Source organism: Sphingobium sp. CFD-1 (genome assembly GCF_024611115.1).
GTDB classification, from domain to species: Bacteria; Pseudomonadota; Alphaproteobacteria; order Sphingomonadales; family Sphingomonadaceae; genus Sphingobium; species Sphingobium baderi_A.
Genome location: NZ_CP084398.1, coordinates 819,090 through 834,034, shown reverse-complemented (window position 1 = coordinate 834,034; position 14,945 = coordinate 819,090). Strand labels below are relative to the sequence as shown.

11 protein-coding genes are annotated in these 14,945 nt (G+C 59.0%); 4 read left to right on the top strand and 7 right to left on the bottom strand.

Features of this window, described 5'->3' with window-relative positions:
- Positions 1 to 247 precede the first annotated feature (247 nt).
- Together LDB26_RS04120 and LDB26_RS04115 are read left to right on the top strand one after the other, a co-directional pair.
- A complete protein-coding gene (locus tag LDB26_RS04120; protein WP_006949122.1) occupies positions 248 to 1,012 on the top strand; it encodes an IS6 family transposase in 765 nt (254 codons plus the stop codon).
- Between the two features lie 28 nt (positions 1,013 to 1,040).
- Positions 1,041 to 1,766, top strand: coding sequence for a TonB-dependent receptor (locus LDB26_RS04115; RefSeq protein ID WP_257540516.1), 726 nt, complete (start codon positions 1,041 to 1,043; stop codon positions 1,764 to 1,766).
- Between the two features lie 349 nt (positions 1,767 to 2,115).
- On the opposite strand, the gene LDB26_RS04110 is transcribed toward LDB26_RS04115, so the two are convergent.
- Positions 2,116 to 3,393 (bottom strand): MFS transporter, encoded by a 1,278-nt coding sequence (locus LDB26_RS04110; protein WP_257541968.1) that lies wholly within the window; start codon positions 3,391 to 3,393, stop codon positions 2,116 to 2,118.
- 242 nt (positions 3,394 to 3,635) lie between these two features.
- Between LDB26_RS04110 and LDB26_RS04105 the strand changes: the two genes are divergently transcribed.
- Positions 3,636 to 5,033, top strand: a complete 1,398-nt coding sequence (locus LDB26_RS04105; RefSeq protein ID WP_257540514.1) for a phosphotransferase — start codon at positions 3,636 to 3,638, stop codon at positions 5,031 to 5,033.
- Between the two features lie 27 nt (positions 5,034 to 5,060).
- Here the strand turns inward: LDB26_RS04105 and LDB26_RS04100 are convergent, their stop codons facing one another.
- Complete coding sequence (locus LDB26_RS04100; protein WP_257540511.1) at positions 5,061 to 7,277, bottom strand: molybdopterin-dependent oxidoreductase; 2,217 nt, start codon at positions 7,275 to 7,277, stop codon at positions 5,061 to 5,063.
- A 92-nt stretch (positions 7,278 to 7,369) separates the two neighbouring features.
- Between LDB26_RS04100 and LDB26_RS04095 the strand changes: the two genes are divergently transcribed.
- Positions 7,370 to 7,756: a nuclear transport factor 2 family protein gene (locus LDB26_RS04095; protein ID WP_062064300.1), complete on the top strand. Its 387-nt coding sequence runs from the start codon at positions 7,370 to 7,372 to the stop codon at positions 7,754 to 7,756.
- A gap of 78 nt (positions 7,757 to 7,834) precedes the next feature.
- On the opposite strand, the gene LDB26_RS04090 is transcribed toward LDB26_RS04095, so the two are convergent.
- The 5 genes from LDB26_RS04090 to LDB26_RS04070 form a co-directional block, all read right to left on the bottom strand.
- A complete protein-coding gene (locus tag LDB26_RS04090; protein ID WP_257540509.1) occupies positions 7,835 to 10,234 on the bottom strand; it encodes a TonB-dependent receptor in 2,400 nt (799 codons plus the stop codon).
- A 181-nt stretch (positions 10,235 to 10,415) separates the two neighbouring features.
- On the bottom strand, positions 10,416 to 10,859 hold the full coding sequence (locus tag LDB26_RS04085; protein ID WP_257540507.1) for a limonene-1,2-epoxide hydrolase family protein: 444 nt from the start codon (positions 10,857 to 10,859) through the stop codon (positions 10,416 to 10,418).
- A 52-nt stretch (positions 10,860 to 10,911) separates the two neighbouring features.
- Positions 10,912 to 11,346: a limonene-1,2-epoxide hydrolase family protein gene (locus LDB26_RS04080; RefSeq protein ID WP_062064295.1), complete on the bottom strand. Its 435-nt coding sequence runs from the start codon at positions 11,344 to 11,346 to the stop codon at positions 10,912 to 10,914.
- 117 nt (positions 11,347 to 11,463) lie between these two features.
- Positions 11,464 to 12,333 (bottom strand): helix-turn-helix transcriptional regulator, encoded by an 870-nt coding sequence (locus LDB26_RS04075; protein WP_257540505.1) that lies wholly within the window; start codon positions 12,331 to 12,333, stop codon positions 11,464 to 11,466.
- 170 nt (positions 12,334 to 12,503) lie between these two features.
- A complete protein-coding gene (locus LDB26_RS04070; RefSeq protein ID WP_257540503.1) occupies positions 12,504 to 14,909 on the bottom strand; it encodes a TonB-dependent receptor in 2,406 nt (801 codons plus the stop codon).
- Between the last annotated feature and the right edge of the window lie 36 nt (positions 14,910 to 14,945).

The following is a 14,945-nucleotide window of genomic DNA, read 5'->3' as shown; positions in this document are numbered from 1 at the left end:
TCGCCGGTCAGCCTTCCTCACCTTGTCCGTGGAGGTCACCGCCAGTGGCGGCGCCTCCCTTCATTCATTACGCCAGATATTTATTGTAGTTCGGGCGTGGGTATCAGCCGCCATAGGCTGCGTCGTTGAGGTCTCCGCCCTGTTTCTTCAACAGGTCCATCATGTCGAGATATTCGCGCCAGGGCTCTGTTGCAAACTCTGACACGGTTTCCAAGATTGGGCTCATGTACTGTCAAGGTCAGTTGCGATGAACGATTTCAAAGGACGGCATTTTACCGGCGAGGTCATCCTATGGGCGGTGCGCTGGTATTGTCGATACGGCATCAGCTACCGTGATCTCGAGGAAATGCTGTCCGAGCGTGGGATCGATGTCGATCATACGACGATCTATCGCTGGGTGCAGCGCTACGCGCCGGAGATGGAGAAGCGTCTCCGCTGGTTCTGGCGGCGCGGCTTTGATCCGAGCTGGCGTCTGGATGAGACCTACGTAAAGGTGCGGGGCAAATGGACCTACCTGTACCGGGCGGTCGACAAACGGGGCGACACGATTGATTTCTATCTGTCATCGACACGCAGCGCCAAAGCGGCGAAGCGCTTTCTGGGCAAAGCTCTTCGTGGCCTGAAGGACTGGGAAAAGCCGGCCAAACTCAATACCGACAAGGCACCCAGCTACGGCGCAGCAATCGCTGAGCTGAAACGCGAAGGCAAACTGGCGGCGGAAACCGAGCACCGGCAGGTGAAATATCTGAACAACGTGCTCGAGGCCGACCACGGCAAGCTGAAGATGCTGATCAAGCCGGTACGTGGCTTCAAGTCGATGCCAACGGCCTACGCCACGATCAAGGGCTTCGAGGTCATGCGCGCCCTACGCAAAGGACAGGCCCAGGCATGGTGCCTGCAGCCAGGTATCATGGGGGAGGTGCGCCTGGTTGAAAGAGCATTCGGAATTGGACCCTCGGCCCTGACCGAAACCATGATTATGCTCAATAAGCATTTCGCCAATGCTGCCTAATCCCCCAACTGGGTGACGCCGCGCGGCCGTGCCCCATGTTTGCAACAGAGCCCACACATGGAAATCGGACGTTCAGGCCATCGTCAATGCCGTCGGGCCAGCAGGCGTGACGCAATATCTCCAGAATAACGGTAACGCACGCATCTGGGGCGCCGAACTCGAAATCACCGCTGTGCCTTGGAAGGGCATGGAGATCACGGCGAGCGGCAATCTTTCTGACGGCAAATATGAAAAGGGTACCTTCACCGAAACCCAGGTGATCAACGGAGTGACGGGAGCAACTCCCGCAGGATGTGCACAAGGGGCAAATGCAACCCAAATCCTGTGCACCGTCGACTTGAGCAATCTGCCGCTGATCCAGTTGCCGAAGAGGCAGTTCAATATCAGCGCGACGCAGACGTTCATCCTTTCCACCGGCGAACTGTCGGTCAATGCCAGCTATGCTTATGTAAGCGGGCAGCAATTCTTCGCCTCGCGCGCTGCCGACGCCCAGTCGGATGCGGTGAAGGCACAATATGCTGCGGAAAACGAGTTGGGACGGATTCCGGGCTATGGTCTGATCAATGGCCGGATTTCCTATAAGGTTGAAAATCCGAACGTCGAAATTTCGATTTTCGCTCGCAATCTGGCGAACAAGAAATATCTGACCCGCCGCTTTTCCGATCTCTACCGTTCACTGGGTATCGCAACCGAGTTCTCCGGTGAATCGCGCACCTACGGATTGGGCATGACGTGGCGGTTCGGGCAGAACTGACAACCTCACGATCTTTTGATTGCCGAGGGATTTTTAATGTGGGTTACAATGCCGGGGTAAAGTATCGGAAAAACCTCTCCCTTAAATCCTAAGGCATCAGATCGCTCTATCGCATCGGGGCGGCCAGTTCGGTCGGCATTTCGCCGTCTCGATCTGGCCGCCCCAGATTATGTGGCAAGACTGACAGGAGAGTATGCTGCCGGGCGATATCGCCGCAGAAACATCATCGATAGGCTCTTTTGTGTCAAAGCCGCCGCCGATACGATAGGAAACCTACTTCGCCACTATCGTCCTCATTGCGGAGTGGAGCCTCATCCGCGTCGGTTTACCGGCTCGGCCCTCGTTGGCGCTAATCGCGAACGGCAAGCGCCGCGCGAATGACAGCATGACGTGCGCCGGTCAGTGGATAATATAGCAGATTCAGCGCCGCGACGAGAGATAGCGACAGCGGCACGAAACAGTAAAGCAGTTGCAAGCGCTCAAGGGCTTCAACGGTGTTTTTCGCATCCAGCGCGGGATTGAAATCAATCCATTCGAGGATCGAGAACAGCAAGCCGACCGACAGCGCCTGCCCGATCTTCCAGATACCGATCAACAAGGCGAACAGCAGACCGGTGCTGTCATGCCCAGTATCCAACCGATTCGCGTCTGCACAGTCCGCGATCATGGCACGCGGCAGCATCGCTATCGCACCATAGAAAAGCCCCACCAGCGAAAAGATGGCAATCGCTATCAAAAGATTGCCGCCTGGCATCAGGTAGAGCGGGATTTGGACGAAACCGGAACCGACCGCTGCGAGTGCGAGGGCGCGATGCTTGCCGAGACGACCGGCGAGCCGTGTCCACATGGGCGTCACCAGTAAGGCCACAGCAAATTGCCCGATCAGGATAAGTCCAACATCGGCAGGCGCTATTCCCTTGCCAAGCGCGAAGAAGAAGATCGCCAGCGTCGTCGTCGTGCCCGCCGCCAGCCCAAGCAGCAATTCCCCGAGGAGCACGATCCTGACGTCTGCGCGCCGCGCGAGGCGAAGATAGACCCCTATGCCACCGCCATGGGAAGCCCCGGCTTCGCCCCGTTCACGAACCATAAGAAGGGTAAAGCCTGTCATGAGTGGGGTCACGACGAACACGAACCATGCCATCATGCTCATCGCGCTGGCTTGCCCCGGCCGCCCCGCAAGTGCCAGAAGCTTGGGGATCAACATGGTCGCGACCATGCCCAGCATGAAGGCGAACTGCCACCATGCATAGATGCGCGATCGTTCCTGATAGTCGGGTGATGCATTGGCGGCCAGCGCCAGTTGCGCGAGGCCCAGGATGGACCAGCCACCATAGGCAACGATAAGCCAGCCCATGAGATAGATCGGCCCCACACCAGGCGATGCGGTAAAAAGCATCAACATACCGACCATGATCATCGGTGCTCCCGCGGCGAGCCAGGGCCGATAGCGGCCCATACGGGTGCGGGTCCTGTCCATCGACCCGCCAATCAGCGGGTCAAACGTGATATCGATGATCCTGACGATCATGAATACCGCCCCTACAACTCCAAGGTCGAGATGGAGGCTGCCCGAATAGTAGCTGGGCAGGTAGACGACGAGCGGCAGGCTGAGCGCCGAAAGCGCAATACTCGGCGCTGAAAGCGCCGCTAATGTGCAGGCGGGCAGCGACGAATTCTGCGGCTGGGACTGGATGAGTGAAATCGCTGGAGCCCTTTCGGCGCTGAACCTGTGAATCCACAGTGCACATCGGCCAATGTGAATCGGAAGCTTTGCACGTTTCTCTAGGATACGGATTCCATCGCCGACATACGGAAAGAGGCGACAGCGAGCGAAGCCATGCTAACCTTAAAGGCGAGAGGATGTTCGAAATGACCGACAGCAGCGTGGCCGAAGATGGAAGAACCACAGGGTTCGATCCAACTGCACTGGAACCGTTCGACCGGCGTGTGTTTGACTGGCTCACCAACAATCTGGGCATCGTGACTCAATTTGAACGTCATCCGCGCTGGCGGCCCGGCTGGGACGTCGAAGTCGTCGCAAATGGCAAGACACTACCGCTTTATATTCGCGGGCCGCGTGGTGACAGTTATGTGTCGCCTGTGGACATGATGCAGGAAGGCGCGATCCATCGCGCGCTGGAAGCGCAAGGCATCCCCGCGCCGCGCCTGCTGGGCGTGATCGACGATCCGCTATCGCTGGTGCTGGAACGCCTCCCCGGAACGATCAACACCGCAACCATTGTCGATGAGGAGATACGCCGCAAGGTGCGCGAGGACTATGTCGCTCTCATTGCGCGCCTGCACCAGTTACCGCTCGAAGCCTTTGCCGAAGTCGGGCTTCCAGCCCCGACATCGGCCGAGGATATTGCACTGGGGCTTTACGAGCCCGCGATCCGCATCTTCCACGACACGATCGGACGCCCGTTCCCCCTGATGCGCTTCATCGCCGGCTGGCTTCGCCGCAACGTGCCGCGGGATCGGATGCGAGCCGCCTTCATCAACCCGGATGCCGGCCAGTTCCTGTTCGATGGCGATCACGTGACCGGCCTCATCGATTTCGAAGTCTCCAGCTTCGGTGACCCGGCAGCCGAGCTGGCTGGCTTGCGAATCCGCGACACGGCCGAGCCGCTGGGCGACATCTCCGCCCTGATCGACCATTATGAGACGCTGACCGGCGACAGGATTAGCAAGCAGTTGATCGAATATCATACCGCTGGCTTCTGCGGCGTAAACGGCTTCCTTCTGTGGCCACTCGCATTCCAGTCCTCACCCGAACAGGATTATGTCGCCTATTTGCAGTTCGCAGTGTCCGCCACGCGTTTTTCCATCAGCGCGATGGCCGAGCATGACAGCGTGACGCTGATCGACCCGGCCCCGCCGGTGGCACAAGCGATCGGCTATGTCGAAGCCGGCCGCAAGCTGATCGAACAGATCGACGCCTTTCCCGGCGATGGCGCGGGGATGACGTATCAGCGCAATTCCGCGGCGGCGCTCGCCCGCTACATGCAACGCTGGGCGACCTATGGCGCTGCGGTCGTAGCGGCGGACATGGACGATGTCGAACAGCTACTGGGTCACCGCCCGGATAATGGCGATGCCGCGATGGCGGCGCTCGATACGTTCGTCGCTAATGCCGGACCAGCGGACGATGCGCGGCTGATCCAGCATTTCCATCGCTGGCTGAAGCGCCAAAACTTCCTGCTGCGGGCATGTGGCAAGGGATATGACTATATCGACATGGATCTTCAGCCAATCCCGCCCCGCTGACAAACGGAGCATCGGTCAGGTCATATTTCATGCCTGCGCCTCTATTCGTCGGACCGTGACCGGAATGCCGTTCAGTACGGCATTGCCTGACGCGGCATCGAGCATTCTGGCCGGGCTGAGTTCATTGATATTCGTGCCCGCGTGCAGTCTCGCAATGCCGAGGCGCGCGTCCCGGCGATCATGACCCCAGCCATGCGGCAGACTGACGACGCCGGGCATGATATCGTCCGTAATTTCGACCGGTGCGGTGACCGTGCCGCCCTCGCTCGCCACTTCGCAAATGTCACCGCTGGCGATCTCCAGCCGCAGCGCATCCTGGCTATGGATCTGGAGCGTGCATCGCTCCTTACCCTTCACCAGCGTATTAAGATTGTGCATCCAGCTGTTGAGCGAGCGCAACTGACGCCGACTGACCAGAACCAGGTCGGCATCCGTATCGTCCATCGCCGCTTCCAGCCGGGAAAGATCGGCCAGGAAATGCGGATGGGCCAGTTCGATAAGGCCGCTTGGGGTTTTGATAGCCTTGCCGCCCCACGGCACGGCGGGTCCGAGCAATATGCCATCCGGTGCGGCCTTGAAGTCGTCGAGCTTCAGCCCCTGCGGATTCGCGCCAAACCGATCCCCGAACGGTCCTGAACGGATGCACAGGTCGAGGACGCGTTCGGGACCGTTTACGGGCAGCGCATCGAAAGCGACCTTCCGGTCGATCCCCGCACGATCGCACATTCCAGCGAAAAATTCGTCGTCCAGTGCGCCGAGATCAGGACCATCCACTCCGCCCATGATCGCGCCGACCCGCGCCATCACCTGCCATTCTGGCGGGCGATCCACCGGATCGAACAAGGCTGGCGAATAATGGCCGCCGCTCGTCAACGCCCAGGGCCAGCCCCAAACATCCCAATGCGGCTGTTCCAGCAGCGATGGGCTAGGAAAGATGACATGGGCATGTCGTGTGGTTTCGTTGATATAGATGTCGATGCTGATCATGCATTCGAGCTGTCCGAGCGCCGCATCAAGCCGGGCTGTGCCAGGAACGGACAACACCGGATTGGCGCCTAGCGTCATCAATGCATGAATCTGTCCCGCACCCGGCGTATCAATTTCCTCGGCCAGACAGGACGCCGGATATTGCCCCAGAATCGCCGGCACACCACGCACACGCGATGGTTTGCCGGTAACGGATGCGTTGCTGGGATAGGGCGGCGCGAGATCCAGATGGGGAGCGACCTGCGTGCTCCACATCGATCCGCCGGGACGATCCAGATTGCCCGTCAGGATTGCGATCACGTCCACAAGCCAGGATGCCAATGTCCCGAAAGTCTGAGTACAGGTACCGATCCGACCATAAATGGCGGCGGCGCGCGCATTCGCGATCTCCAGCGCTAGGTCGCGAATAATCTTTGCCTCGACACCACAGAACCGCTCTACGCGTTCGGGCGAGAAGTCGGCAGCGACGTCGCGCAACGTCTCGACCCCCGCCACCAACGACGCGAGATGGCCGAGACGAACCCTGTCCTCGGCGAACAGCACATGAACGATAGCCAGCAAGAACGCTGCATCGCTGCCGGGACGCAGCGGCACCCATTGATCGGCCGCCGCCGCCGTCCGTGTACGCACGGGGTCCACCACCACCAGCTTCCCGCCCCGCGCGCGCAGATCACGGAGCGCGCCCATGACATCGCGATGCGAGAAGATGCTGCCTTTCGATTCCGCAGGGTTCGCCCCAAGCATGACGAAGAGGTCGGTCCGATCCACGTCTGGGATCGGGATCTTCCACATATTGCCGTAGAGCAGATGGGAGCTGACATTCTTGGGCAGTTGGTCGACACTCGACGAAGAGAAGCTCTGCGCGAAGCGAGCGAGGCCATGAAGCAGCATCATGTAGCGGCCGCTCGCAAAGCCCTTCCCCGACATATTGCCGCCGAAGCTGGCAAAGGCGGATTGGCCATATTTCTCGCGAACGCCGCGCGCCAGGCACTCCGCATGCGCGAAGGCTTCTTCCCAGGAAGCTGCGCGCCATTCTGTCCCTTCACGGATCATTGGCGTGTGCAGACGGTCGGGATCATGGTGCAGATCGCCGAGTGTCGTGCCCTTGGGGCAGATATGGCCCCGGCTCCAGACATTCGCCTTGTTCGGACGGATCATCGTCACCTTGTCACCCTCGACACTCACGTCGATTCCGCACATCCCTTCGCATAAAGGGCAGGTGCGCTGATGTAGACCAACCTTCTCTGCCGCAGTCATACCATGTTCCCTCTCCTCAAGCTTCGGTCCCTACGATAGCGCAATGGCCTCTCCTTGTTGACAGACCAATGCGCCATAGGTTCAACAGTCGCATGAATATCGGTATCCCCCCCACGCAGACCGGACCCAGCTTTCTGGAAGCTATTGCGGCAGGCGATCTTGCCACTCTGGACGCCATGCTCGCACCGACGGCGACCTGGTGGGTTCAAGGTTGGGGCGAACTGGACCGCAACGCCCTGCTGCAGGGGCTGGCCAACACGATCCGGCGATCGAACGAACGGATGCTCACCATATCGCGCATGACGGCCGAGGGCGACCGGATCGCGATAGAAGCGGAAGGTCGTTTCAGCTTTGCCGAGGGCCTCTATTGCAACAGCTATGTCTATATATTCGTCATCGACCGGCTGGGCCGGATCGTGGAGGGCCGGGAATATCTCGATACCGCCGTGGCCGCCCAATTTTATCCGGGGAGCGATTGAACAAGATTGGCCGACAAGGAAGCGGGGCAAAGATGTCCCGCTTCCTCGACAATGGAAGGCGCCCAATCCCGGCATCATTTAGAAATCATAGCGCACCCGGACACCGTAAGTGCGCGGCGGCGCGTAGCTGCCCGAATTGATGCCGAAGCTCGTCGCGCTGATGATGATGTTCTGGATATATTGATGGTTCGTCAGATTATCCACATAAGCGGTGACAGTGATCGGCAGGCCCTTCAGATTACTGACCTGTGCATTGAGACTGATCAGATTATAGCCCGGCAGGCGCACCGGCCCCTGTAGATAATGATCGATATGGTAATAATCGCCGTGCAGCGACATCTGACCAAAATCACCCAGATCGAAGCTGTAATCGGCGGCGAACTGATAGCTCCATTTCGGCGCCCCGGTGAAGCCGCCCGGTGAATGGAAGAAGGGTGTCAGAATGGCCGGCGCTTCCAGACGGTCGAACTTCTGAAGGAGGTGTGCGCCGGCGAAGCTGAACGTCAGGCCGCGCATCGGCGAAATATCACCGTCGAACTCGAAACCCTTGGAGGTCGCCGTGCCCGCATTGATCTGCAGAGCGGAGCCCGATGGCGCATTAGTGGAATCCACACCGGGCAGGCCGGAGCCAGCCGTTATCCCAGTTGCCTGCAATTGCAACTTGTCGAAATGGCTGATGAACCCGGCAATATTGAAATGCCCGCTCCATGAACCGGCACGGAACTTCGTATGGGCACCCATTTCATAATCGGTCACGGTTTGCGGATCGAAGGTCTGGAAATCGCTCAGGACTGGCGCGAGGACGGGCGCATTCAGGCCGCCGGCGCGATAGCCGCGCCGGGTCGTGAAGTAGAAGAAAATGTCATCGCTCGCCTTGTAGTCGATGCCCAGCGTCCATGTCGGTGCCTTCGATTTGGCTGCCCCATCGAAGCTCGCGCGGCCATATGGGCTTCCGGTATCGGCACGACATGCAGCCAGACCCGAATATGGCGGAACGATCGTGTTGCCTGTCGCCAGTGACACGGATGCACGGCTGTTGCTGCAAATCGACTGCTTGTCCCAAGTGTAGCGAAAGCCGCCATTGAGTGTGACACCCACTAGCCCAACATCATCAAGCGCATAGGACAGGTTTGCGAATACGGCATGGCTTTCATCGCCATAAAGCGTGTCTGACAGCGATCCGACCGGCCATACGCCACCCAGAGCGCCATTGACGATCGCCTCGGTAGTCGGGCTGGGCGGTGTCGGCCGGAAAAGATCGAGCACCAGATAGTTTACGCCAGCGGGCTGGGCCTTGAGATAGAAGGCACCGGCGAGCCAGGTCAGCCGGTCGTTGAATAGCGATCCAGCGATCTGCAACTCATTCGAATATTGTTCCGACACGCTCTTGTTGCGGGTCGTGATGAGCGTTCCGGGCTGTCCCGGAATCAAGCCAAGGGCGGCCAGACCGGGCCCCAGATCAGGGAGGGGCGCGGCCGGCAACCCGATCGCATTCTGCAGATTGTCGACCTTGGTATAGCGATAGCCGAAGATATTCTTGATCGTGATGTCCCCGACGTCGATCGATGTCGTGTTCGAAATGCCCCAGAAAGTTTCATTGTCGAAGGGATCGACCGTGCTGGCTGCAGTTCGCCGTCCCAGCGCGCGCAGGGAATCGACCAGCGGCTGAAGATCGGGGCGCAGAACAACCACAGGGAAATATGCCTGCGCTCGACTCTCGATCCGCGTATGGTCGATCACCAGGCTGTTACTGATCCCATCCGTTGGCTCGAACAGGATCGACGCCCGCAGCGCATCCATGTGCAGGTTGTCCTGACGCTTGCCGGTACTGATATTGGGCGTGAAGCCCTTGTTGCGTTCAATGTCCGCCGCAAGACGGATAGCCAGCTTGTCGGCGATGATGGGGATGTTCACCGCGCCCTGAAAGGAATGCTTGTTGTAATTGCCGACATCGACCTGCACATAGCCTTCGAATGCGTGGGATGGCGCACGAGTGTAAACCAGAACGGCGCCGCCAGTCGTATTGCGGCCAAACAGCGTTCCTTGCGGCCCTTTGAGGACCTGAACATTGTCCAAATCGAATGTCGGCGTGAAGCTGCCAATAGGCGGCAGTGGCACTTCGTTAAGATAAGTGATAACCGACGGCAGGCCCGGACCGGTAACTGCCTTGCCTTGCCCGCGGATCGTGTAGGTCGTGTTCGACATGGAACCCGCACCATTCAGGATGACGCCGGGAACAAGCCGCTGTAGATCGCCAGTGGTTTGAAGTCCAAGCTTCTGTATATCCTCCCCACCCACGGCGGTAATGGAAATTGGCACGGTCTGCGCGGATTCCGCCTTGCGCCGGGCAGTGACCACGATGTCGCGAGTCATATCGTCCTGCATGGACGGCGCCGGGCCAGTATCCTGTGCAGCAGCCGTGGACGTCACCATCAACGCCAAGGTCGAGATGGCGCCCCCCATTTTCCACATGGTCATATCGATTCCCCTCGCTCCGTTTATGGGCCGCTCTCTACGGGCGGCCTCATTTTGATCACGTTCAAACTGATTTGTCTGCGCGTAGCCGACAGTCCAAAGGACGGAATTCCCAGCCGAAAATGGATCGGCTGACCCGCACTGCGGGTAGCAGCCATATGCTGCTATGATGAAATTCCGGCTTTCAGGCAGATGCGGAATTCAGGTCCAGATCCAGCGATTCGATCATCTGATCCACAGTCAGGCTATGCGATTTCGAAATGTGGACCAGATCCAGATATTCGCGCCAGGCAACGATCTCGCCGTCATCATTCAGGTCGAACACGGCCACCAGCGGGACCGGGGACCATTTGCCGTTCCGCAGCGACCAATCCACGCGCTCCGTAAACACCGTATTGCCATGCGAACCCCAGGATTTCATGTCATGGCGTTGGTCCAGCACCTTCTGCTTCATCAGCTCATGTTCGGCCAATATTCTGTCGCGGCCGACAACGGGGGGGATCGTCGGCACGACAATCTGGTAATAGGCGTCCTCGGCCAGCGGCTCCAGTGCCGCTGCCAGATCGGCGGGCCAGCTCTTGCCGTAGGCGCCGATGAAATTCAGCACGATCTCTTCCTGTTTGGTCAACGCTCATTCTCCATTGTCTGATCTGCAGAGGACACAGACCCAACGCCCGCTTTCAGGCCGCTCCCGACCGCAGCGATTGTTCAAGGTCGTTCACATCCATGCCAATCTGGCGTGCAACATTTCCGCCATCGAGATACTCCCGCCAGGCGACTATCTTGCCCTCCGGCCCGATCTCGAACACCGCGACCAGCGGAATCGACACCCATTTTCCATTTGTGTGAGACCAGTCGGTCCGTTCGGTGAAGACCAAAGTGTCGCTGGATGCGACGCCCCTCATGTCATGGCGCTGATCGCCATATTCGGCTTTGATCCGTTCCCACTTAGCTTTGATCGCGGCCTTGCCGCATATCCGATCGGTCGTCGGAACTATGCTCTGATAATAGCAGTCCTCCGACACCAGCTGAAGCGGCGCGTCCAGATCCTCGGGCCAACTGTCCCGAAAATAGCCGATGAACTTCAACGCTATCGATTCTTCGCGCTCGCCCAAGGCACCTCTCCATGTCCAATTCTTATTGGAACAGAGCTAACAGGAGCGCGAGTTGGCGTCTTACGCCAGGAACGTCGCCAAGAGACAGAATGTTTAGCTCAAATGCAGGGCTAGCTGTTATTGCAGGGATACCGATGCGCGAAAATTCTGGGGAGTGAAGCCCGTGCTGCGCTGGAATGCCGCAGCAAAGGCCGCGGAACTCTTGAAGCCGCAATCGAACGCAACCTGCTTGATCAGCAACCGATGGTCGCGGAGCAACAGCTTTGCGCGCTCCAGCCGGCTTTCAGCCAGGAAGTTTCGCAATGTCTGTCCGGTCGTCGCTCGAAACCGAGCGGCCAATTGCCTTCCGTTCATGCCGATGACCTGAGCCAAATCGGCGATACAGGGAGGATCACCAACTGTATCGAAAGCCATCGCTCGCAATGTAGCCATCTGCGCGCGCCCGAGCTTTCCTGCCGATGCCTGGGCCGCGACCTGCTCACCATTGAACTGGCGCCGCAATTCGAACGCCACGCCGAGCAGCATCGTTTCGATCTGAAGCTCGCTTGCAAAACCGGGATTAAGCGTCTCTGCCGCGACCCGCCTCAGCGTCGCGCCAATATAATCGTTGCGGATCGCAAGAGCCGAAGCCCAGTCGAATGTGGGCCAATCCCAGCCGACCGCCGATCTCGCCGCAATCGCGTCAATGTCGAACATGCAGGAAATGCTACGCTGCGCCCCTCGGCGCCAACGACATTGCAATGGCTCGTCCTTGGCGATGAAGGCGATGTCGCCAAGGTCGACATGGTGGCCCGCTCGGCCGAATCCATCGCGCGCCCCGGTGACAAGTCGCGAAGTATTGCAGAACATCTCGATGAAGGACCATGGCGAACGGAACAACCCCTCGCCCGGCTCCGGCCAATTGGTATTGTGTATCTGAACATCGAAGCTTGATGAACGGCACTGCCCTTCCACACGATCGATAACTGGTGACAAAGATTGCAACAAGTCACTTCGCAAGGAATTCATCTCCAGATCATCCCGCTCCCAGCCATCGCCGCTTCGGGCGATCTATATTTTAGATAGTGTGACAGCGGCCGTCGCAAACCCCCTATCTTTTGGCAGGGCGGCCGCACCGATGGACGTATCGGTAAACGGCACACCATCTATACATTCGCTTAGTCCCCGAAATGATAGCGCAGTTCGATACCATATGTGCGAGGCGCGCCATAGAAACCGCTGAGGATACCCAGCTGAGCCGAACCGACATTGCTGGACGCCAGATATTTCGTGTCGAACACGTTACGCATGAACAGCGCAGCGTCGAAGCCGGAACCGCCCACACGCCTCAGGTCGAAACGCGCATTGACCAGATCATAGGCCGGCAACACGTTGTCGGACGAGCGCACCTTGCTGGAATGATAATAGTCGACCGCCAGCGTGCCTTCACCAAAGCTTTCGGGCAGCGGCAATGTCCAGCGAGCGCCAGCCGTCAGCGTCGTCTTCGCGACCAGATTGAACGGCACTTCGGCGATCTGCAGATAGGGCAGCAGTTGCGTGGGCACGGTGAGCGAGCGCGACTTAAGGTCAAGGAAGGTCGCGCCTGCATCGAAGGACAATGTGCGGGTCGGCGCGATGCGGCCTGTCAGGTCAATGCCCGCAACTCGCGTCTTGCCAGCATTCACCAACAGCGTGCCGCCGGCAGGATCGTTAGCAGCGTCGCAATCACCGTCGGGTGAGCGTGGCGCATCTGTGCCTCCAGGCGCTGTCAGGCTGCACGTCGCCTGAGTGTTCAGCCCCGAAATCGGCACCTGGACGCCACTGTACCAGCCAACGAACGGTGAAGCGTTCAGGCGGATGTCGACATCACCGGCGCGGAAGTCGGAGCGGATGCCAATCTCCACGTCGGTAACTTTTTCTGGCGCGAAGGATTGGAAGGGCGCGAGCCGTCCTGCAAGCGTAGGCCCGTTGATACCGCCTGAGCGATAGCCACGGCGAGTGACGGCATAGAGAAACAGATCATCGGTCGCTTGCCAATCAAAGCCGACCGTCCACGTCGGTGCCTTGGACGATGTCTTGTTGACGCTGGCATTGCGTATCGCAGGCGTACTGGTCCGGCAATCACGAGGCGTCACGGTAGGATCCGGCGTCGTACCGCCGCCAACACAGGCTGTGATATTATCCCAGGTATAGCGAAAACCTGCGCTGAACTTCAGGCCTTCCACCAGGGCGCTAAGATCATAGCCGATATTGGCAAACACCGCCTTGCTGCGTTCAGCGTAAAAGCTGTAGTTGAACGGCGCATTGGTGATTCCCGGCAGGATGAAGGTAGGAATATAGGTGCCGCTCGGTCCGACAGGGTTGCTCGCCAGATAGAAGCCGCCGATCAACCAGTCGAGCTTGTCATCGAACAGCTTGCCCCGCAACTGCAGTTCTTCGGTATATTGCTTGACGTCCGATTTCTGACGGCCGCCGACTACAGTGACCGGCAGACCCCCAGGGATGGCGCCAGTGCCGTCGGAAATAAGCGTCGGCAAACCGTCGACGCTGGAAAAATAGTCGACGTCCGTGTGACGGAAGCCAAAGATATTGACGACCTCGACATTCGGACCCAGTTCGATTTCAGTGCGATTGGTGACGCCAAAACGCTTCACCCGCTCGAAGGCATCCACGTCGGAATCGATCACGCGAATACCGCGCGCGCGCTGAAGCGCGAGTTGCGCCTGTGCGGCAGCCAACGTGCCAGTAGCGGTTAGCGCATTGGGCCCCGGAAGAACGTCGATCAGAACGGAGCCGCCACCGACCGCGCGATTGCGGTAATAATCGACGATCGTCGTATTGGTCAGCCCATCGAACGGTTCGAACAGCAATGATCCGCGCAGCGCCCGTGAATTGAGGTCATCGGCATCGCCGCCGACGCCGATATTCTTCGTCCAACCGTCGCGCTTCTGATATTGGCCAGCCACACGCAAGGCCAGCTTGTCCGCGATGATCGGTAGATTGAGCGCACCCTCCAGAAGCCGAGTATCGTAATTGCCGTAGGTTCCCTGGATATAGCCTTCCCAATCATAGGACGGCGCAGTCGGGTAATAGAGGATCGCGCCACCGGTCGTGTTGCGACCAAACAATGTGCCCTGCGGCCCTTTCAGCACCTGCACCGATCCCAGGTCATAGGTTGGAATGCTGGAACCAACCGTAGGCGATGGAACCTCGGCGAAATAGCTGATGACGGCGGCCGCGCTGTTGCCCGCCAACGCTTTTGACTGCCCACGGATCGAGAAGTTCGTATTTTCGCGGCCACCGGACCCCGCCAGAAACACGCCCGGCGTCTTCACCAACAAGTCCTGCGTGTCACGGATTGACGCCTGGCGAAGCGTCTCAGCACTGAACGCCGTCACCGAGACCGGCGTCGATTGCAGGCTTTCCGACACGCGGCGAGCCGTCACGACAATGTCGTCGGTCGCGCCCGCACTATGCGATACGTCATTGGCAGAGGAAGTTTGCGACATGGCCGCCGAGGACAATGCAGCGATCATGCCAACCGATGAAACGGCAACCAGGCGTGAGATTTTCAGTCCGTTCATTTGTCGTCCTCCCAAGTCGTGGCGCAACGCCATCTT